Source organism: Vagococcus sp. WN80Y (assembly GCF_059621045.1).
In genome coordinates, this window is sequence record NZ_JCAQHY010000113.1 from 1 (window position 1) to 19,372 (window position 19,372).

At 38.2% G+C, this 19,372-nt stretch carries 18 protein-coding genes; 12 read left to right on the forward strand and 6 right to left on the reverse strand.

All coding sequences use genetic code 11. From position 1 onward, the window contains the following. Positions 1-134: 134 nt before the first annotated feature. From AC5KOD_RS04445 to AC5KOD_RS04455, 3 genes are all read right to left on the reverse strand, one after another. Positions 135-689, reverse strand: coding sequence for a beta-class carbonic anhydrase (locus tag AC5KOD_RS04445; RefSeq protein ID WP_496913329.1), 555 nt, complete (start codon positions 687-689; stop codon positions 135-137). Positions 690-1,130: 441 nt separating this feature from the next. Next, complete coding sequence (locus AC5KOD_RS04450; RefSeq protein WP_496913330.1) at positions 1,131-2,159, reverse strand: ADP-ribosylglycohydrolase family protein; 1,029 nt, start codon at positions 2,157-2,159, stop codon at positions 1,131-1,133. Continuing rightward, entirely contained in the window at positions 2,146-3,444 is a 1,299-nt protein-coding gene (locus AC5KOD_RS04455; RefSeq protein WP_496913331.1) for a PTS sugar transporter subunit IIC, read from the reverse strand. Before AC5KOD_RS04455 ends, AC5KOD_RS04450 begins: the two co-directional genes overlap by 14 nt. A 174-nt stretch (positions 3,445-3,618) precedes the next feature. Here AC5KOD_RS04455 and AC5KOD_RS04460 point away from each other — a divergent pair, with 174 nt between their 5' ends. The 10 genes from AC5KOD_RS04460 (at position 3,619) to AC5KOD_RS04505 (ending at position 12,294) form a co-directional block, all read left to right on the forward strand. After that, complete coding sequence (locus AC5KOD_RS04460; RefSeq protein ID WP_496913332.1) at positions 3,619-4,362, forward strand: GntR family transcriptional regulator; 744 nt, start codon at positions 3,619-3,621, stop codon at positions 4,360-4,362. Positions 4,363-5,199: 837 nt separating this feature from the next. Then, positions 5,200-6,660 carry a BglG family transcription antiterminator gene (locus AC5KOD_RS04465; RefSeq protein ID WP_496913333.1) on the forward strand — a complete coding sequence of 487 codons (1,461 nt, stop codon included), beginning with the start codon at positions 5,200-5,202 and terminating at the stop codon, positions 6,658-6,660. 4 nt (positions 6,661-6,664) lie between these two features. Next, positions 6,665-7,141 carry a PTS sugar transporter subunit IIA gene (locus AC5KOD_RS04470; protein WP_496913334.1) on the forward strand — a complete coding sequence of 159 codons (477 nt, stop codon included), beginning with the start codon at positions 6,665-6,667 and terminating at the stop codon, positions 7,139-7,141. Then, entirely contained in the window at positions 7,138-7,452 is a 315-nt protein-coding gene (locus AC5KOD_RS04475) for a PTS fructose transporter subunit IIB (protein WP_496913335.1), read from the forward strand. Before AC5KOD_RS04470 ends, AC5KOD_RS04475 begins: the two co-directional genes overlap by 4 nt. Positions 7,453-7,489: 37 nt before the next feature. Next, a complete protein-coding gene (locus AC5KOD_RS04480; protein WP_496913336.1) occupies positions 7,490-8,569 on the forward strand; it encodes a PTS fructose transporter subunit IIC in 1,080 nt (359 codons plus the stop codon). 45 nt (positions 8,570-8,614) lie between these two features. Continuing rightward, the gene (locus tag AC5KOD_RS04485) at positions 8,615-9,463 is read left to right on the forward strand and encodes a class II fructose-bisphosphate aldolase (protein WP_496913337.1); all 849 of its coding nucleotides are present in this window, start codon (positions 8,615-8,617) and stop codon (positions 9,461-9,463) included. A 37-nt stretch (positions 9,464-9,500) separates the two neighbouring features. Then, positions 9,501-10,394: a ketose-bisphosphate aldolase gene (locus tag AC5KOD_RS04490; RefSeq protein ID WP_496913338.1), complete on the forward strand. Its 894-nt coding sequence runs from the start codon at positions 9,501-9,503 to the stop codon at positions 10,392-10,394. Positions 10,395-10,651: 257 nt separating this feature from the next. After that, positions 10,652-11,146, forward strand: coding sequence for a carbonic anhydrase family protein (locus AC5KOD_RS04495; protein ID WP_496913339.1), 495 nt, complete (start codon positions 10,652-10,654; stop codon positions 11,144-11,146). 47 nt (positions 11,147-11,193) lie between these two features. Continuing rightward, positions 11,194-11,397: a carbonic anhydrase family protein gene (locus tag AC5KOD_RS04500; RefSeq protein WP_496913346.1), complete on the forward strand. Its 204-nt coding sequence runs from the start codon at positions 11,194-11,196 to the stop codon at positions 11,395-11,397. Between the two features lie 204 nt (positions 11,398-11,601). After that, positions 11,602-12,294 (forward strand): DUF4947 domain-containing protein, encoded by a 693-nt coding sequence (locus tag AC5KOD_RS04505; protein WP_496913340.1) that lies wholly within the window; start codon positions 11,602-11,604, stop codon positions 12,292-12,294. A 65-nt stretch (positions 12,295-12,359) separates the two neighbouring features. Here the strand turns inward: AC5KOD_RS04505 and pdxA are convergent, their stop codons facing one another. From pdxA to AC5KOD_RS04520, 3 genes are read right to left on the reverse strand one after another with little or no spacing between them, the layout of a single operon-like run. Next, positions 12,360-13,334 (reverse strand): 4-hydroxythreonine-4-phosphate dehydrogenase PdxA, encoded by a 975-nt coding sequence (gene pdxA, locus AC5KOD_RS04510; RefSeq protein WP_496913341.1) that lies wholly within the window; start codon positions 13,332-13,334, stop codon positions 12,360-12,362. Positions 13,335-13,347: 13 nt separating this feature from the next. After that, the gene (locus AC5KOD_RS04515) at positions 13,348-14,562 is read right to left on the reverse strand and encodes a four-carbon acid sugar kinase family protein (protein ID WP_496913342.1); all 1,215 of its coding nucleotides are present in this window, start codon (positions 14,560-14,562) and stop codon (positions 13,348-13,350) included. After that, positions 14,555-15,517 (reverse strand): 2-keto-3-deoxygluconate permease, encoded by a 963-nt coding sequence (locus AC5KOD_RS04520; protein WP_496913343.1) that lies wholly within the window; start codon positions 15,515-15,517, stop codon positions 14,555-14,557. The genes AC5KOD_RS04515 and AC5KOD_RS04520 overlap by 8 nt, the downstream gene beginning before the upstream one ends. A 216-nt stretch (positions 15,518-15,733) precedes the next feature. Here AC5KOD_RS04520 and AC5KOD_RS04525 point away from each other — a divergent pair, with 216 nt between their 5' ends. Then, positions 15,734-17,494, forward strand: a complete 1,761-nt coding sequence (locus tag AC5KOD_RS04525; RefSeq protein ID WP_496913344.1) for a PrpR N-terminal domain-containing protein — start codon at positions 15,734-15,736, stop codon at positions 17,492-17,494. A gap of 202 nt (positions 17,495-17,696) precedes the next feature. After that, positions 17,697-19,232, forward strand: coding sequence for a metal ABC transporter solute-binding protein, Zn/Mn family (locus AC5KOD_RS04530; RefSeq protein ID WP_496913345.1), 1,536 nt, complete (start codon positions 17,697-17,699; stop codon positions 19,230-19,232). The last annotated feature ends 140 nt before the right edge of the window (positions 19,233-19,372 follow it).

Here is a 19,372-nt window from a genome sequence, read left to right on the forward strand (position 1 = left end):
CTCCTCTCTGATTGGGTTTTGTCACTTTAATCATATCAAGGAACGCTATTTTTGTGTACCCTAAAACGCAAAAAAGGTGGAATAAAAGCAGATTAATTATCTACTTATGTCCCAACCTCGTTTTTTATTTGTAGCTACGCTGATACGTGGCGCAATTCACCTGTTTCAGGGTTAATAATTAAGCCAAAGACATTAACATCTTTTGCAACAAGGGGATGATCTCTGACAATTGAGACGCTTGAAAGCACTGATTCTTCTAAAGAATCAAAGCCAGATAACCAGCTTAAAACGTCCACATCCAACGCGTCAACGGTCTCTTGCTTAACGCCACGTTCTTTCATTTTATCGATTAAATAAGAGTTATCAACACGTGCCATTCCGCATTTCTCGTGTCCAATGATTACCACATTCGTCACATTAAAGGCATACAAAGCCACAAGGATACTTCGCATGGCAGAGCCCATGGGACTAAGCACTGTTCCACCAGCATTTTTAATCATTTTAACATCACCATTTTTAAGGCCTAGTGCTTCTGGCAAAAGGGTGGTAAGTCGAGTATCCATACAGCTAACGATGACCATATTCTTATCTGGTAAGTTAGAAGTAGCAAATTTTTCATAGTCTTTATGAGAGACGAAATTTTTATTGTGTTCCATAATGTCGCTGATAACATCTTGTTGTTTTGGCATAGACGATTCCTCCAGTATGACTGCTAATAGTTGAGGCTTAGTAGTAAGTTCTCTCTTAAAACACCTCTGGACTATTTTATCATGAGAATTAGATGAGAGAAAGTAATTGGATTGCCGGCGATGATTTAGCTAATTAAGTGCCCTTATAACGGCGTCAGTTCTAATAAAATTACTGAATTGGCGTCGAGAGTCAGTTGAAACGAGCTATCTGAGTCGCCATTAATTCGGTAGTGCTTGAGCTGCAGTCGTGTGGTTTGATTGATATAGTCTTGGGTTTCGCGATCAATATAAGGTAAATCTGCCACTTTATCATAGGAATAAAAGAGAGCGCCGCTATGCTGATTAAATTCTAGTTTTCTACTCTACTTCTTTGTTGGGGGAATGGTTACTTATATCACAGTCTCTTTTTGTGATACTTGTATTTTCCAATACTTGAGAGTGCTAGTTAGTAGCGAGCAAGCCCTCGACAAATTGGGTTACGGTAGTCTGGATTTGTAGGCTCGGGTTCGCTGTTATCATTTTAGTGATTAATTGTGGTGGAATAGCGTCTATTCCTACGTAACCGCCAAGAATTGAACCGAGCATTGCGGCTATTGTATCTGTATCACCACCAACATTTACTCCCGCATAAATTCCCTTCATTAGCTCACCCTTGGTTCCTGCGATAATGGCGAAAACGGCCGGAACTGATTCAGTCACTTGCAAATTGGTGCCGATTTGACTCTCGACATTGTCTAATAGCTCTTCGAAGGTCTGACTCTTTTGGCCAATTGCAATGGCTTGTTCAATTTTGTAATCAATATGCGGAGCAACCGAAATTTTGCCGAGCTGTTCTAGTCGTTCTCGGCCATTTTTGGCTCCCCAGATAGCTGCTTCAAAAATAGTCTCTAGCGTTGCTGTTTCTTTTTGAGCCTCAGTGCTTGCCACGGCAATAGCAGCGGCACCAGAAATGGCGGTACTATTGTAATGGGTTGGGCGACATAAATCGATGGTATAGGTTAAAGCTTTTTCCCAGTCGCCATCTGCTAATAAGGCAATGGGGGCTGTTTTCATGGCGCCACCGTTTGTCGCTTGACTATTATAGTTAATAAGACCGAATGGGTCAACGTCTGTTGGTAGATTACGAGTCATATTTTCAATCGCTAGTCTAGTTGTTGGACCAGCAAATTTATCAAAGTAAACAGTATCCTTTCCCCAAGACATAATGGCTTTTTTAGATACCTCATAATTAAACTGAAATTGGTTGTTAATGAGCGTCTCCATTAAATAGTAACACATGCTAAAATCATCTGTGACAGTTCCAGTGGGATAATCTCTTGCGAAAGTATCTGTGGGGGCGTCTTGATAGGTTGTGACGAGTTCCCCAAACGTCTCAATAATTTGTTTACGACTTCTTAATTCGGTAGGTGCTCCCATAGCATCTCCAACGGCTAAACCGTAAATGGCGCCAAGTTGTTTATTTTTTTTCATCAATTGTTTCCTCCTTGTAAATAGCTTGATTATAAAGAACTTTTAGGAAAACATACCAAAGTCCTGTTAGAATAATTAAATTAAAAATTTGTAAGAGTGCTCCTCTGATTGAATTCGTGACAATGGCTCCGCTGATGATTAGTGGCATCGTATAAGGGAGTGCGACGCCATTTGCCCATGGAACAAGACCAGAGCTCATCGCGATATATGACAAAGTAGTCGTGATGACAGGGGTTAGCATTAACGGAATAAATAATATGGGATTAAGCATGACAGGTAGGCCAAAAATGAGAGGCTCGTAAACACCGAATAGCCCTGGAACTAAGGCGATTTTTCCTAAGCCATACCAATCTTTTCTTTTTTTTAGTAAGACCAATAAACAGATAAGAATGGGGAGTGAAACATAGCCACCATTGACTGCAAAAAAGTCAGTAAAGCTGCCACTAATTAAGTTTGGAATAGGCTGTCCTTCTTGAAAGGCTTGTAGATTTTCAAAGGATTTAACTTTCCAGATTGGGTCGACGATTGATAAAACAATGCTGTGTCCGTGTAGGCCGAAGAACCAAAAAATATTGACTAACATCGCCGCAAGAATGGTTGCAGGTAAAGTGGTTCCGATGCTTTCAAGTGGCTTTTGAAGCAGTTGGTAAATAAAATTAGTCAGTGTTTCAAAGGAGGTAAAGGTAAAGACTGTTCTGATTACAAAGGCCACTAATAAAGCGAGTGAAACGGGTATAAAGGAGAAAAATGAGTCTGAAACTAGCTTTGGCACGCTACTCGGCATATTGATTGTCCATTTTTTTTGAATCGCTAACCGGTAAAATTCTATTGTTACGAAGGAAATAAGGATAGCAGTAAACATTCCGACAGCCCCTAATTGTGAAATTGGGAAAACGTTTGTGATCTGCTCTTTAGATTCACTCATCATGGTAATAGGTGTCACCATTAGAAAAGAAGTAAGGGCGGTTAAAGACCCGTAAATGGGGTTGACGTCATAGTAGTTTGATAGACTATAACCAATTCCGACTGAGACGATTAAAGCCATTATTCCAGTTGTTAAGGTTACAGTTGGTCCGACTAATTGCTGGAAATGCGCAAGCTGTTCGTCACTTATAAAATAAGATAGAAAGGGCAAGTTAACAAGGACAGTAAAAAGAGAACCGAACATAGTAAAGGGTAAGGTAACTAGGAATGCATCTTTAATCGCGAGTAAATAGCGATTTTTACCTAACTTATCAGCGATAGGTAATAGGTTTTTTTCTAAAAAGGTGGTTATGGTAGTCATTGTATGTCACTCCTTTTAAATTTATTTCGTAAGCACTTACACCTATATTAAAACATCTGACTCTTTATAAGTCAACCATTTTATAAGATGGTTCGAACCATTTATCGTAATTGGATTGAAATGAGAGATGGTGGTATACTAATAAGTGATTAAAAGAAGGGGGCGTGAGATGATTTGGAACCTAACTTGCACACTAAAATAACTGAAATAATTAGACAAAATATATTAAATAATGATTATGAAGCAATGAAATTACCAGATGAACGCAGTTTGAGTAAGGAGTATGATGTTAGCAGAAGTACCATAAAGAGAGCAATCGACACACTCGTTTCAGAAGGGCTTGTCTTTAAGAAGCAAGGAGCAGGAACGTTTATTAACCAAATTTTTAAAAAAAATTATCGCGATTACTATCACCAAAAACTGGGGCCAATTGGCTTGACTAAATCTTTTGAGGCCAGTGCGGATTCGATTGTTTCTAAGTTATTGGTTTATGAAGTTATTAAACCTGATGAGACGATTCAAAAAAATTTGTTGATTGAATATGATGAGTTTATTTACCATATCAAGAGAGTTAGATATATCAATGAGATAGCAGTTTCCATTGAAACAGATTATATTCCAGTAAAATTAGTGCCGACAATGACTGAAAAGGTGGCGTTGTCTTCACTTTATGATTATGCAAGCAGTGAGCTAAACTTGACTATGTCGAAGTCGTATATATCAATTGGCGCAGAACCGTCAAATCAAGAAGATCAATCAGAACTAGGACTGAGAGAAACAGAGCCAATTGTTTTGACTGAAGAGATTGTGTTTCTTGATACGGGGATGCCTTTTGAGTATACAGTTGTCAGAAATCACTATCAAAGCTTCACCTATAATTCTATTCAGGAAATAGATGTAAAATCATCACGTTCGTAATCATTAATAGTAAAACCCTAAGTGATTGAACTCATAGAGAGGTCAATCACTTAGGGTTTTTTGCTATTGAATAGTTTAATCTCTAAAGAAGTGAGAAGTAACATTTTTTTGGAGACTAACAGTTATAAGTATCTTTGCAGATTCTTTGGGTATTGGCTTTTTAATAAGAAATATCACGATTTTTTGTTATTTAATGAAAAAAATTCAACCTTTTAAAATGTCGAAAAGCGTACATGGGGATGATTGGAATTGTTATATTATAAGATAGATATTAATTATGAAAGGCTGATATAATCATCGTTCTAATATGTCCGATATTGGTGAAATTGTTGTTTCAAGGTTGTCCGATTTTGGTGTACATTGGAAAAGTAAATTGTGGGAAAAGTGTTATTAATTCTGATTATAGAATAGAGATTGGCGATTACTAAAAGTTTGTTTCCCATCAGTTTAATTATATCACACTTGCTTGGGAAATGTCTAATTGAGACAGAGCCTTAAAACCAGCTAATTTTACCCAAAAAAGGCTAGTAGTCTTTACAATGACTATTAAAAAGGCGTTATGTCAGTATTTAAGTGAGTCTTCCGTTTTTTTTAGTGAAAAAAGGAAGGTAAAGAGGTAAGATAGCGAGTTTATGGGTGAATACGAGTAGTTTTTTTCGTGGTATAACGGATGATGAAATTTATTCCTTTTTAACATGATCATCTTTAGTAAACTTAGAAATAGCGTTGAAAAAGGAGGAATGTCTGTTGAAGTGGACATGGTATTAAATGAAAGCGATTCATATGGAGGTATACTTTGGGTAAGTTAAACATAGGAGTGACAAAGGAGGTGAAATCATGAATTTTAGTAAACGTGAGCTGTCCTTAATAGATCATTTGCTACGGGAAAATGATTATGTCCCCGCTCAGATATTAGCTGAAACACTAGCGATGTCAACTAAAACGGTGTACCGGACAATAAAACGAATTAACGAGGAATCACCGACTAAAAACATTGTTATGTCAGAAAAGGGAAAAGGGTATCGTATTGATTTTGACATGTATTTAAAAACAAACTACATCAAAAAAGAGCGTGTCCAAACACCTATCGAACGTCGAAAGTATATTATGCTGTACCTACTTTTTCGTTCACCAAATGGTGTTCAGATTGATTATTTGTATGAAAAATTTTTTCTTAGTCATGAAGCGATCACGAAAGATATTTACGATATGCAGGCGTATCTAATTAGTCGAAAGCTTGAATTGGTTAAGCAGAAGCGACGTTTGAAAATAATCGGTAAAGAAAAAGTAATTCGTGATGAAATCAACCGAGTAATCAATGACATGGAAATTTTAGATGAAGCGTCATTGTTATTCAAAGAGGGTTTTTCAAAAGAATACGACGTGGCTTTTATTCGTAAGCAGGTTACAGAAAATATTGAGGTTCCGATGAAAAAGGAAGTGCCCTATCCATATAATATTAACATTATTGCTCACTTAACGATTCTCATTAATCGTTTTCGTGAAGGACGAGTTTTGCAGTCTTCCTATGAAGAAATTAGTTCCGATGAGCAAAAAGTTATTGAAGGGAACAATGAACTGTATCAAATAGCGACAAGAGTCATTGATAACATCTCGAGTTATTTGAGTGTCAAATTACCAGCAATCGAAGGTTATTATCTCTTTCAGTACTTGGTTTCCTCAGGTATTTCTTATAAGCAATTGACGAATGAGAGTTTACTAGCAGAAGCAGTTACATCTGATTACATAGAATTAATTAGTGAGGATTATCCGCAGATTTTACAACAATCTAAGCTGTATCTGGATTTAGTTAATCATATAAGACCAATGTTGTATCGGGTTAATCGCCAACTAAAGATATCCAACAGCATGTTAGAGGAAATCAAAAAAGAGTATGCTGAGCTTCATTATTTAGTTTGTCAAATTTCTAATACAGTTGAAAAAAGGTATCGATTAAAGCCAATATCGGAAGACGAAAGCGGGTTTATTACCATCTATTTTGCCAAGCATTTGGAAGCCGAAAAATACAGCAAAAAGATTCTGATTGTTTGCAGTTCAGGTGTCGGAACATCAGAACTGCTGCGGGTGAAGGTGAGTAATTCGTTTCCAGATATTGAGATTGTTGATGTTTTACCTTATCGGCGGTTTATCGAAACGATGTCTAACTATCAAGAGGTTGATTTAATTTTAACGACGGTCAATTTTGGGAGTGACATTGCAATCCCCCATTTGTTAGTTAATTGTATGTTTACAGCAGGAGATAAAAAGATGGTTAAAAAAATGATGAGTGAGGTATAAAGGAATGTCAAAGATGATTTTATCAGAGGTATTATCGGAAAAAGTGATTAATTTAGCGTTGGATGCGACGACAAAGGAGGGAGTAATAACAGAGTTAAGTCAGTTGCTATTTAAGCACGGCAAGATTGACAGTGTCACGGATTTTAGTGAGGATGTTTTACTTAGAGAACAGGAGGGGGTAACAGGACTCGGAAAAGGAGTGGCGATTCCTCATGGTAAGTCAGAAAGTGTGATTAAAACCTCTATTGCGATTGGTCGTACAAAGGAGCCGATTGCTTGGGAATCCTTAGATGACCAACCAGTAACGGTTATTATTTTATTTGCAGTCAAAAATACAGATGCGAATACCACCCATATAAAAATGCTACAAAATATTGCAATCTGCTTAGCGGCTGAGGCTTTTATTGACCTCTTGCAGGAGGTTGAGGATGAGCAAGAGATGATTCAATTATTTATTGATAAGGAAGGAGAACGGTCATGAAAATTGTCGGAATAGCGGCTTGTACGTCAGGGATTGCTCATACGTATATTGCTAAGGAAAAATTAATCAAAGGGGCTGAGGCTCTGGGGCATACGATTCACATTGAGACTCAGGGGACGATTGGTACGGAAGATGAGCTGAGTGCCTCAGCTATTGCTGAAGCGGATGTGGTAATTATTGCAGCGGATATTAAGGTCGGTGGAAAGGAGCGATTTAAAGGGAAACGGATTGTGGAAATCCCTACTAGTATGGTAATTAAGGCACCAAAGGCTTTGATTAATAAGATTGAAGAAGAAGTGAACAAAGCGTAAGTTGGGTCAGTGATTTTTTTCAAAAGGAGAGGTCTATATGTTAAAGAAATTAGAAATCAAGAAACATGCGTTAACAGCTATTTCGTATATGTTGCCAATTGTTGTGACAGCGGGATTGTTGATCGCTATTGGAAATTTGACGGGTGGCAATGTGATTGAGGACTATAAGGCAGCTTACACGATTCCGGATACACTTGTCTCACTGGGGGTTTTAGGGATGGGCTTGCTGTCACCAGTGATTGCTGGGGCGATTGCGTATTCGATTGCGGATCGACCGGGGATTGGGCCAGGGCTATTTATGGGATTGATTGCCAATTCAATTGGTGCTGGATTCTTAGGTGGTATGCTAGGAGGCTATCTGGTTGGCTATTTTGTGAAGTGGCTAAGACATCATTTAAAAGTGCCAAAATGGGCAGAAGGATTAATGCCGATGATGATTTTACCGTTGTTATCGACACTGATCATTGGGCTGCTGATGTATTTTGTCGTAGGTGTGCCAATTGTTTGGGCAACAGAGAGTATGACAGCTTTCTTGTTGGGGATGCAGAGTAGCACAAAATTTGTTTTTGGAGCGGTGTTAGGTGGTATGGCGGCTTTTGATTTTGGTGGACCTGTTAATAAGGTAGCATCGTTGTTTGCTGATGGTCTCTTACTTGAAGGGGTTTATGAACCGGAAGCTGTGAAGATTTTAGCGTCGATGGTTCCGCCATTTGGTGTGACATTGTCCTTGATCATTTCTAAAGTGATAAAAAAGAAAAAGTATTCTGATTCGGAAATTGAGAATATTAAAGTGGCTTTTCCGATGGGAATCGCGATGATAACAGAAGGCGTTATTCCGATTGCGGCAGTTGATCCGATTCGTGTCATTGTTTCCTGTACCACTGGGGCAGCAGTCGGGGGCGGCTTAAGCATGTTGTGGGGTGTTGGTTCGCCAGTACCGTCAGGTGGGATGTTTATTGTGCCCGCGATGACTAATCCTTTAATGTTTTGTTTGGCTCTTTTAATTGGGACGGTTATCACGGCTGTGCTATTAGTTGTCTTGAAGAAAGAGCCTCAGGAAATAATGGTTGAAGCGGAAGAGGAAGAAATTGATTTGGAGTCTATTACGTTATCTTAAGTGGCAATCGAGTGACTAAAATAGGGATATTTAGGAGGAAAGTAGATGTATGTGTCGATGAAGGGCATGCTTGATCGTGCTAATCGAGGAAACTATGCTGTCATGGCTATTAATTGTTTTAATTTAGAAAGTGCTAAAGCAGTGATTGATGCTGCTCAAGAGATGCGATCTCCGATCATTATCGATTTATTGCAAGAGCATTTGGATTATCATTTTGACAGTCACATTTTAACAAAGCCGATTGTAACACTTGCAAATGAAGCGAGTGTTGAAGTGGCGATTAACTTGGATCATGGCCAGCGGATAGCGGGAGTTAAACAATGCTTATATGAGGGATTTCGCAGTGTGATGGTGGATGCGTCTGCCTATCCGATTGAAGAAAATATTGCAATAACGAAAGAGATGGTTTCTTTTGCTGAGATGTTTGATGCAAGTGTTGAGGCAGAGGTTGGAGGCATTGGTTCTGTTGCCTGTCAAACAGATGAGGAAATGTTCACTGATCCAGCTTTGGCTATTCGATTTGCTAGAGAAACGGGAATTGATGCGCTAGCGATTTCGTATGGATCAAGTCACGGGGATTATCCAGCGGGTTTCTATCCTACATTTCATTTTGAGATATTAGATGAGATAAAAGCAGCGACAAAGATGCCACTGGTTCTTCATGGTGGCTCAGGATGTGGGCCAGAAAATATTAGAACTTCTGTTAGTAAGGGCATCAACAAAATCAATGTTGGAGCTGATTTTATGAAGGCACAACGAACCTTTCTTGTGAAAAATTTGGCAGAGAGTCCATCGATGGACTATGTTCAACTTATTCATGAAACGATTTTATCAGGAAAAGATATTGTCAAAGATTATATAGCCCTAGCTGGTTCTGCTGGCAAATCGCTATAATGAGTCGAATAAATTTTAGAAAAGAGGAAAATGAGATATGTTAGTCAATATGAGGCAGTTATTAGAAGTAGCTAAGGAAAATAAGTTTGCGGTTGGCGCCTTTAATGTGGCGGATAGTAATTTTTTGCGAGTAGTGATTGAAGCTGCTGAAGAAAATAATTCGCCGGCTATTATCGCCGTACATCCAACAGAATTGGATTTTGTGAAGGATGATTTTTTCCATTACGCACTTGCTCGGATAAAAAATAGTCCTGTTCCCTTTGTTTTGCATATGGATCATGGCGATAATCTAGGAAGTATTATGCGAGCTGTTCATTGTGGGTTTAGTTCAGTTATGATTGACGGCTCACTATTAAGCTTCGAGGATAATATTAAACTGACGAAAGAAGTTGTCGAAGCGTGTCAGTTATTAGATGTCTCAGTTGAAGGAGAATTGGGGACGATAGGTAATACTGGTACCACGATAGAAGGGGGTGTATCAGAGGTTATTTACACTAATCCCGCCGATGCCAGAGAGTTTATTGAGCGGACAGGGGTGCATACTTTGGCGATTGCGATAGGAACGGCTCATGGTATTTATCCAAAGGATGTAACGCCAAAATTGAAATTAGAAGTGTTAGAGGAGATTGAAGAATTAGTTGATATTCCTTTAGTTTTACACGGTGGCTCTTCGAATCCTGATAAAGAGATTGGGCGAGCCGTTGAAATTGGCATTCAAAAAGTAAATATTTCATCGGATTACAAATATGCCTTTTACAAGAAATGCCGTGAAATATTAGCGACGACAGAGCTGTGGGACCCTAATGCGATCTATCCTGAGTGTATTGATGAAGCTAAGAAAGTTGTAACCTATAAGATGGGGCTATTTAACTCTCTTGGAAAAGCAGATTTATACAAGGATGTTACTCCTTGGAGAAATAATTGGGCTTAGATTAGCCTAATAAAATAGACGATAAGTAATGCTCCTGTACTCGAGAAAGAGTCAGGAGTGTTTTTATGCGCATTTTTTTTTATTTGTAGTGAAATTACCTTTATTTGACGTGTTAAATAAGTACATTTTGTGATTGCTAAGTGTTGACGATTGGTACTGGTCTATATATAATAGTTAAATTACTAAAAATCTAGTTAATCTAATGAGAATAATCGACTGGATATAAGTAGAGGTAACCAGAAAGAAGGAGCTTAAAAATGAAGAAAAAAATAATTGTAACAGTGCTATTTTCTGCGCTACTAGTGATGGTTGGGTTTGGAAAGCAAGAAGATTCGAAGTCGGTCGCATCAAGTACGGATTCAATTGAAACAAAGGAAAGTGAGCATCACGAGAAGGGCGCTGGTCACTTTGATTATGAGGACCAAGAGGCGTGGGAATACGTGTCAAAAGAGATGCAATCACCAATCGATATCCCTAGTTCTGACGTTCAAGAAATGAGCGAAAATGGAACGATTGAGTTGGATTATAGCCCTAAAATCAGCGAGGTTGTCGATAATGGTCACAGTATTCAAGTGACAGATTCTGGCAAAGCGACGATTAATAAGCGCGAGTTTGAATTAAATCAATTTCATTTTCACGCTGAGAGTGAGCATACTGTTGACGGTGAGCATTTTCCAATTGAAGTTCACTTTGTAAATAAAGCGCAAGATGGTCATTTGGCTGTTATTGGGTTTTCTTCAAAGAGGTTTTAGCCGATGTCAAAGAAGGTAAAACAGACGAGATAAAAGAACTTGATTCACTGTTTCCAGAAAACTTGAGCTACTACCATTATTTAGGTTCTTTAACAACCCCACCGTTAACTGAGAATGTTGAATGGTATGTCATGAAGAATCCAGTAGAAGTTTCTAAGGAGCAAATTGAAGAGTTTAAAACATTATATAGCCATAATAACCGTGGAGTACAACCGCTAAACGATCGAGTTATTTTAGAACATAATGAGTAATACTTTGTTTTACTGGGGCGTGACTTATGTCACAGCCCTTTTTTGTTAGACAATCACAATCTTGAGATAAGTTTGAAGTGATAATGAAAAGATGATATATTTAATAGCGTGGTTTATATAACATTATCAGTTTAATTGATTGATAATGTTTGAAAAACGACTAGTTATTATAATGATGCTTATAACTAGGTAAAGGGGAGTAAGATGAAAAAGTATTTATTGTTAAGTTTAGTGTTGGTTATGCTCGGAGGCTGTGGTAATAAAGGTGAGGATGAGGTTGCAGTTGAAGAAACAGTAAAGACTAGTAGCTCTAGTCAGGAAAAGACTGTTCAATCCTCAAAAAATAGAGAATCAAGAAGAAAAAAACGGGGAAGTAGCCGAATTAAAAAAGAGACTTCTAGTTCAACAACAGAGTCGCCAATTGAGTCTACCACCAAGGAATCCCAAGATAAGAAACCGACTGAAATTTCAACGACAGTCTTTCTTGACACTGATGATCAAGAAGAAGTTGGTTATTTTTCAGACGGAGAATCCTTTGGTGCTTATGTGCCAGATTTTAAGCACTACAGTAAGAAGGATGCCATTGTTGTGTTGGGAGAACCGTCAAGCATTGTGACAAATGTTAATGAAATCGTTCAACGACTAGATCTTGAAGGTAGCGAAGTCGATCGAATAAAAGAAGAGTTCAAAGCGAATAAATTAACTGAGAGTCAGGCAAAAGCCTTTATGTTTCAGGCGACGGATATTAAATTAGTAGCGGGAATGAACCGAGAAGTAGTAGCGCTAATTTATGATGAAAAAGAAAAGCCAAATGTCTATTTATTAGATGGACAGGTAGCCTACGTGACACCGATCATAAAGTACATGGACTTTAATGGGAAATTAGATGTCGAGTAGTCTGAGTAAAAGCTAATTAAAAGAAGTGAGGACAAACGTAATTGATACGTTTATCCTCACTTTTTTTAATTTTGTCCGAATCTCACGGCTAAATCAATCGCAGCTAACATAGACGTATCATTTGCGATTCCTTTGCCCGCAATATCGAAAGCAGTTCCGTGATCCACCGATGTTCGAATAATTGGTAGTCCCAGAGTTACGTTGACACCTTCATCAAAAGCGAGTAATTTCATTGGAATGTGCCCTTGATCGTGATACATGGCGACAACACTATCATATTGTTTATTAACAGCTTTTAGGAAGACCGTATCAGGCGGTATAGGACCATCAACGAGAATTCCTTCTGTTTGTTTTTCTATTACTGCGGGCTTGATTTCGTCCTCATCTTCATTGCCAAAAAGCCCAGCTTCGCCACTATGGGGGTTGAGTCCGGCCACAGCTATTTGAGGTTCTTTGATTCCGAGCTGTGTCATTGCATGGTACGCTAAGTCAATACATTCTTTCACTCGCTCTGTTTTGACAAGATCGCAAGCCTTTCTAAGTGGCACGTGGGTGGAAACATGAACGACAGAGAATTTATCACTCCAGAGCATCATTGTATATTTTTTTGTATGGGTTAAGTGAGCAAAAATCTCCGTGTGTCCATCATAGTGATGGCCTCCTAGATGGAGTGCTTCTTTATTTAGTGGCGCAGTAACGACAGGGCCAATCTCTTTTTTCAAGGATAAATTAATGGCCGTTTCTAGATACTGGTAAGCCGCATCTCCTGAGGTTGCATTAACTTGCCCGACGGGGACATCAGTAAAATTAATATCTAACACATTAAATACATTGATGTGATCTTTTTTGACATCCTGTAGGCGATTAATCGAATTGATTGGCAATGTGATAGCGAGAATTTTTTTATAATGCTCAATAATCTGCGTACTTCCAAAAATAATACATGAATTTAAATAGTTATCATCCTTAACGACAGCTTTTAGAGCGATTTCAGGGCCGACTCCAGATGGATCTCCCATTGTGATTCCAATATATTGCATAGTAAGGCTCCTTTTATTTTTTTATTTGTTGAATACTTGCATATAAATCAGCATCGTTACCAAAAGCGCCTGCCTTGGTTACGAGTGGTAGCCCATCATAAGCGCCACCTACTAATAGAGATTGAACGATTCCCGGACTAAATTCTGATTCAATTAAGCAGCCAGTTCCTTCAAGTTGTTGAATGACTTCTATGGCAGTATCACCGCCTGTTAAGAATAAACCAGACAGAACTTCCTCTTTTAAAACCGCGACTGTAATCTGAGCTAAAAGTTGTTTAATTAGGAGACTAATTTCTTTTTTATCATGCTGATCGAGAGATTGAAACAGTTCAATCGTTTTTTGATAGTCAGCCTTGCTTCTTGTTACAGTTAGAATGACATCTTGATTATTTCGAATTTTTTGTAGGACGATTGCTTGATATTTCTCAATAGTCTGATCGCTGATCAAATCGTTGAGTTCAATCTTAACGACTTCTACGCCTTGGTTTTCAGCATAGGTCATCTGTTTAAGGCTGACTTCACTGATACTGCCAACGACTGATAATGTCGGACGAGAGGGGTGACGTTTTTCAAAGAGCGATTCGGCTAAACCAGCTGAGCCAACGTAAAGTGTTTTTACGGTTGAATCCAGTAAGAGAGTCGTTAATGTGTCTAAATGACTATCCTCTGTGATGTCAAAGGTATGGATAAAGGCATCATTCACCAAGGACAGTTCAGGTGTTAATTGATCCGTAGAATAATGGACGATTTTTTCGGAGAAGCCTTTTTCAAGTAAGTCAATAATATTGTCAGTCCAAATCGGATTTAGCGGGTCTTTTGCAAGCTCGGTCTCCATTAAACGGACTTGATCCAGCAGGTGAATTCCTTGGCTTGTCGTCCGTTTAATTTTTGGAAAAGCGGGTGCAAAGATAATCCGTTCGGGCTGATAAACATCACAGACGGCTTTTATTTCCTCGACAATATTACCACGGAGAGTTGAATCAATTTTTTTATAGATTAAATCGAATTGATTGTGAACGAGACTGTCTGCTGTCATGTGTTTAACTTTGGCATAAGCTTCTTCTGGTGGAATGGTTCTGGATTCTGTGTCCAAAACAACTGAGTCCTGTGACGTTGTTGTACTTGGGAATAATGTTACTTCAGTTTTGATGCCACGTTTTGTCATTTGAACACCAGTATCGTTTGAGCCAGTTAAATCATCGGCAATTACTAAATAGCGATTAGTCATGTGTGACACGTTCCTTTCCGGCTTTATTTTTTTCAACTCGATCTAAGAAGCTAACGAGCATCGGGCAAAGAATAGCGGTAACAATAATAGCTGCTGCGACTTGAGCAGTTGCTTGTGAAGCGACCTCAGAAAAGCTCGGGTCAATTAAAGCGACAGCGGCAGGCGTTCCAATGGCATTTCCAGCGGTTGCACCAATCGCCGCACCAACAGCAGGGAATTTGAATCGCAAGACTTTATATAGGAAGTAACCGGCTAAACCAGTAATCAAGGTACAAGCAACTCCTAATATTATACCAGATGCCCCAGCAGAAACTAATTGGCCGAAATTAAGGCCAGCGCCTAAAGGAAAGGCGAAGAAGGGAATCAAAAGCGAAGTACCAGGTGCTAAAAATTCGCGTACATCTTGGTCTAAATTCCCTAAAATGAATCCGATAAGAATCGGCATAACCGCTGCCAAAAGGGCAGTCATTGGGATTTGAGCTAGTCCTGTTGCACCAAAGGCAATCATCGTAAAGAAGGGGCCGTCACTCAATGCAATAATGGATGTAGCGCCAACATCTGTTGAATCACCGTATTCACCGGCTAATGCAGCATATAGGCCACCATTTTTATTTGTTAATGATGCGACAATCGCAAGTGGAGAGATACCGAGAACACCTTTTAGACCGAAGAAATGGTTAACTAAAATACCCAATAATGCCCCAATTAATACCTTAGTAATAAGTAATGCAACGCCTTTGTAGACAGAGGTTCCAGCCTGTTTGACATTAATTTGAGCACCACTACAAAATAGAAAAGCCCCTAATAAAGCGGTTGCACCTGTTTTGAATAAAGCCTCAGTAAAGCCGCCAAGTTCGAAGAATTGTGGAAAGAAGGTGTTCGTTAGTGCACCTAGTAAAAGGGGGACAACCATCATCCCTCCTGGAACTTTTTTTACAGCAGTTAATAATTTCATTGATAATTCCTCCTAATTTGATCTGTTAGCTATCATGATAGTGTCAAAAAATTTGTTTATACGCATCTAGAATTTGTATGTCTACAGTGTAAAACGATTTCATCTGTATAACAATCGTCAAATTGAGTATTATTGTTCTATAATGAAACGTTTGCAAAAATCGATAGATTAGTTATAATATAATTACAGAAAAACGTTTTAAAATGAAGCGGAGTGATGATGTTGAATCAAGTCAGAATCCTTGGAATTGCGCCTTTTGAGAGCTTAAAGGGAAAAATGGACGAAGTGGTGAAAGAGTTTCCAGAAATTTATTTTGAGAGTTATGTAGGGGATTTAGAAAAAGGAGTAGAAATCGCCCATCGTCATCAGGGGCAATTTGATATGATTATTTCTCGAGGAGGTACGGCGAAATACCTTGCGTCAAAAAGTCCGATACCTGTTATTGAAATTGATTTATCTATGTTGGATTTACTACGAGTGATAAAACTAGTTGAGATGTATAATAGTAAGCATGCTTTTATCGGTTTCTCTAATATTACGAAGCAGGTTTTTATTTTATCTGAAATCTTGGAAAAAGAAATGGATATAATCACTATAACTGATAGTAGTGAATTGCCAGAGATTATTCAAAAGCTGAAAAATAAAGGCTGTACGTTAATCATTGGGGATCAAATCACGTCAACCGTTGCAAGGGAATTTGATATTAATACGATTCTAATTGAATCGGGCGAAGAAAGCATTCGAGAAACCATCGAAAAAGCGATTTTTCTTGGCGGAAGGGAAAATCAAGGGACCAGAGAGAATAAATATGAAAAGGAAATAAAGAAAGAGTTGAAATATGTTTCGTTTATTTTTGATAAACAAGGAAAACGAATCTATGATGGGGGTGGAGTTGTTCCGAAAGGTCTTCAGACAGCAGTGACTCAAGTTCTTAAGGAGATACTCACTAAAAAGGATGTGAAAATGAGTCATTATATTCGGCAATATAATAAAACGTATTTATTTCAGACTAGCCTGAATCAAGATAAGATCTATATGATGATCAAGGATGTCAGTGACAGTTATGTGGAAACTCAATTTATTAGTATGCTGGATCTGACCAATAAAGTAACAGATGTTGAATCTAACAATAGTTCAATTTTTATTGGCAATGATCAAAGAGCGTTACCGTTAGCTGCAAAATCTAGTAGTCCAGTCTTGATATATGGAGAGAAGGGGACTGGCAAACGAAAAACGGCAGAGGTTCTTGCCAAAAAGATAGGTAATAAAAATAATTGGCTAATTGATTTCTCCAAATCACACACAGAAGATGACTGGGATCGATTATTTGATTCGGTGGATTCGATTTTTTATGATATGAGTGCCACATTCATTTTAAGTGGCTGTGAAAAATTATCGAAAGCAAAACGCACAAAGCTTTGTGATTATCTAGCCCATTACCATTTTAGACATAATCATTGGTTAATGGTTTTTACTGTTTCGACGCAATCAGCTAATGTCAATCAGTTAGTTGCTTTACGTGAGGAGCTTGATCATTTTGCAATGGAATTAAAACCACTAAATATGAGAAAAAATGACATTGGCTCGCTGATTAGTCTCTATATTTATGAGGTGAACCAAGAGTTGAATAAGCATATCTTAGGAGTAGAACCAATAGCAATGCAGCTACTACAGAGCTATCCTTGGCCTGGAAATATTCAACAGTTGAAAAGAGTAATCAAACAGTTGATGGCAGTGACTAAAACCTCATTTATTGGTGAGAAACAGACGAAAGAAGTGCTTGCTAATGAAGGAAGAATTGACCAATCGATTGGGAATCATTCCTTTATTTCGGAATCTTTTTTACAAAATAACACGTTAAAGGAAATTGAAAAGCAACTGGTGGAAAAAGTGGTGTCATTGAATAACAATAATCGAACAAAGGCAGCAGAACAATTAGACATTAGTCGAAGTACATTATGGCGATTATTGAAATAACTGAATTGTGTGAGACATCAAGCAGGGAATAACTTGCTTGATGTTTTTTTGTGATAAGTAGTCAATTTTACATATGTTCAAGAGTCGTTTGACTAATGTAAAAAGCTATGATATTCTTTTTTAGTTTCAAATCGCAATTGTTACGATTTAACAACTGGATTTAGAGTGAGTCAGAGAATGAAAAAAGGGGAGTGAAGATAAAATGACGGCTATTCTTAAATGGGGAGTCTCTTTATTGGCAGTGGGATTATTAGGAGGCTGCTCAGTTGCTGAAAAAGCAGAGAGCAAAATGGAAAAGGACAAGATTCAAGTTGTTGCTACTTTTTATCCTATGTACGATTTTACGAAGAATATCGTGGGAGATGAAGGAGAGGTCACACTAATGATTCCGGCTGGAACAGAGGTTCATGATTATGAGCCATCGGCCAAGGAGTTGAAGAAGGTTCAAAAGAGTGATGTTTTTGTGTATAATAACGAAAATATGGAAGTTTGGGTACCATCTGTTCAAGATGTTTTAGCTGAAGGGGATGTGACGGTTATTAAGGCGACTGAGAATATAGTACTTCTCCCTGGTACAGAGGAAGAAGGCCATGATTATACTCATGAGTCTGATGGGGAGGAACATCATCATGAGCTAGATCCTCATGTATGGTTAGCGCCTAGCTTGGCAATTAAAGAGGTGGAAGAAATTCGTGATCAACTATCGGCTGCATACCCTGATAAAAAAGCGATTTTCAGTAAGAATGCAGCTGCGTATTTGAAGAAACTAAAAGAGTTAGATGAGTCATACCAACGAACCTTTGAGAAGGCTAGTCAAAAGAGCTTCGTCACTCAACATTCGGCTTTTGGTTATTTAGCATTAGAGTATGGGCTGACTCAAGTTCCAATTGCCGGCTTATCGCCAAGTGAGGAACCGTCTGCGTCAAGATTAGCTGATCTAAAAGATTACGTGAAGGAAAACACCATCGATTATATTTATTTTGAAGAAAATGCGACAGATACTATTGCTAAAACCTTAGCAGATGAAGCTAAGGTTGACTTATTGGTGCTAAATCCACTTGAAGGACTGAGCCAGAAAAAGCTAGATGAGGGAGAAACCTATCTTTCTGTGATGGAAGAAAATTTGGCTTCTTTAAGTAAATCGACTAATTCTGGTAAGTCAACGAAACTAGATACAATCACTAAAGAAAGTGAAAAAACAAGTCAAAATGGCTATTTTGATGACAAACAAATCAAGGATCGTAGACTATCTGATTGGGCTGGTGATTGGCAGTCTATTTACCCTTATCTAGTGGACCATACACTTGATCAAGTCTTTGTTTATAAAGAAAAACTGAACAAAGATAAGTCGGCGGAGGAGTATCGGACTTATTATGAAGCGGGTTATAAGACTGACATTGATGAAATCAAGATAACAGATTCCAGTATCACTTTTGTTACTACTAAAGGTGAAGTGATGTCATCAGAGTATACATATGTTGGTTATAAGGTATTAAATTATGAAAAGGGGAATCGCGGAGTTCGTTACTGTTTTGAAGCGGTTGATATAAGTAGTGGTGCTTTTAAAACGGTTCAGTTTAGTGATCATGGTATTGAGCCAACAAAAGCGGCCCATTTTCATTTGTACTTTGGCAATCAAAGTCAAGAGGAATTGGTTAAGGAGCTGAACAACTGGCCAACTTATTATCCTGCTGATATGACTGGTAAAGAGATTGCGCAAGAGCAAATGGCTCACTAGTTTTTGCAAATTGAAAAAGTTGAGCTTGGGACATAAGTCTCAGGATAAATAAAATAGAAGACCGAAAATCGTAAAAATGATTTTCAGTCTTCTGTTTTTTAGATTATTGGGAGAATTAGTCTTGTTTGATCGCTTATTTA

Bases quoted from the DNA above. Each gene is read 5' to 3' on its own strand.
- AC5KOD_RS04465 (WP_496913333.1), top strand. From the start codon at position 5,200: ATGAATTTTAGTAAACGTGAGCTGTCCTTAATAGATCATTTGCTACGG.
- AC5KOD_RS04530 (WP_496913345.1), top strand. From the start codon at position 17,697: ATGACGGCTATTCTTAAATGGGGAGTCTCTTTATTGGCAGTGGGATTA.
- AC5KOD_RS04490 (WP_496913338.1), top strand. From the start codon at position 9,501: ATGTTAGTCAATATGAGGCAGTTATTAGAAGTAGCTAAGGAAAATAAG.
- AC5KOD_RS04480 (WP_496913336.1), top strand. From the start codon at position 7,490: ATGTTAAAGAAATTAGAAATCAAGAAACATGCGTTAACAGCTATTTCG.
- AC5KOD_RS04450 (WP_496913330.1), bottom strand. From the start codon at position 2,159: ATGAAAAAAAATAAACAACTTGGCGCCATTTACGGTTTAGCCGTTGGA.
- AC5KOD_RS04520 (WP_496913343.1), bottom strand. From the start codon at position 15,517: ATGAAATTATTAACTGCTGTAAAAAAAGTTCCAGGAGGGATGATGGTT.
- AC5KOD_RS04505 (WP_496913340.1), top strand. From the start codon at position 11,602: ATGAAAAAGTATTTATTGTTAAGTTTAGTGTTGGTTATGCTCGGAGGC.
- AC5KOD_RS04525 (WP_496913344.1), top strand. From the start codon at position 15,734: ATGATGTTGAATCAAGTCAGAATCCTTGGAATTGCGCCTTTTGAGAGC.
- AC5KOD_RS04470 (WP_496913334.1), top strand. From the start codon at position 6,665: ATGTCAAAGATGATTTTATCAGAGGTATTATCGGAAAAAGTGATTAAT.
- AC5KOD_RS04485 (WP_496913337.1), top strand. From the start codon at position 8,615: ATGTATGTGTCGATGAAGGGCATGCTTGATCGTGCTAATCGAGGAAAC.
- pdxA (WP_496913341.1), bottom strand. From the start codon at position 13,334: ATGCAATATATTGGAATCACAATGGGAGATCCATCTGGAGTCGGCCCT.
- AC5KOD_RS04515 (WP_496913342.1), bottom strand. From the start codon at position 14,562: ATGACTAATCGCTATTTAGTAATTGCCGATGATTTAACTGGCTCAAAC.
- AC5KOD_RS04445 (WP_496913329.1), bottom strand. From the start codon at position 689: ATGCCAAAACAACAAGATGTTATCAGCGACATTATGGAACACAATAAA.
- AC5KOD_RS04495 (WP_496913339.1), top strand. From the start codon at position 10,652: ATGAAGAAAAAAATAATTGTAACAGTGCTATTTTCTGCGCTACTAGTG.
- AC5KOD_RS04455 (WP_496913331.1), bottom strand. From the start codon at position 3,444: ATGACTACCATAACCACCTTTTTAGAAAAAAACCTATTACCTATCGCT.
- AC5KOD_RS04475 (WP_496913335.1), top strand. From the start codon at position 7,138: ATGAAAATTGTCGGAATAGCGGCTTGTACGTCAGGGATTGCTCATACG.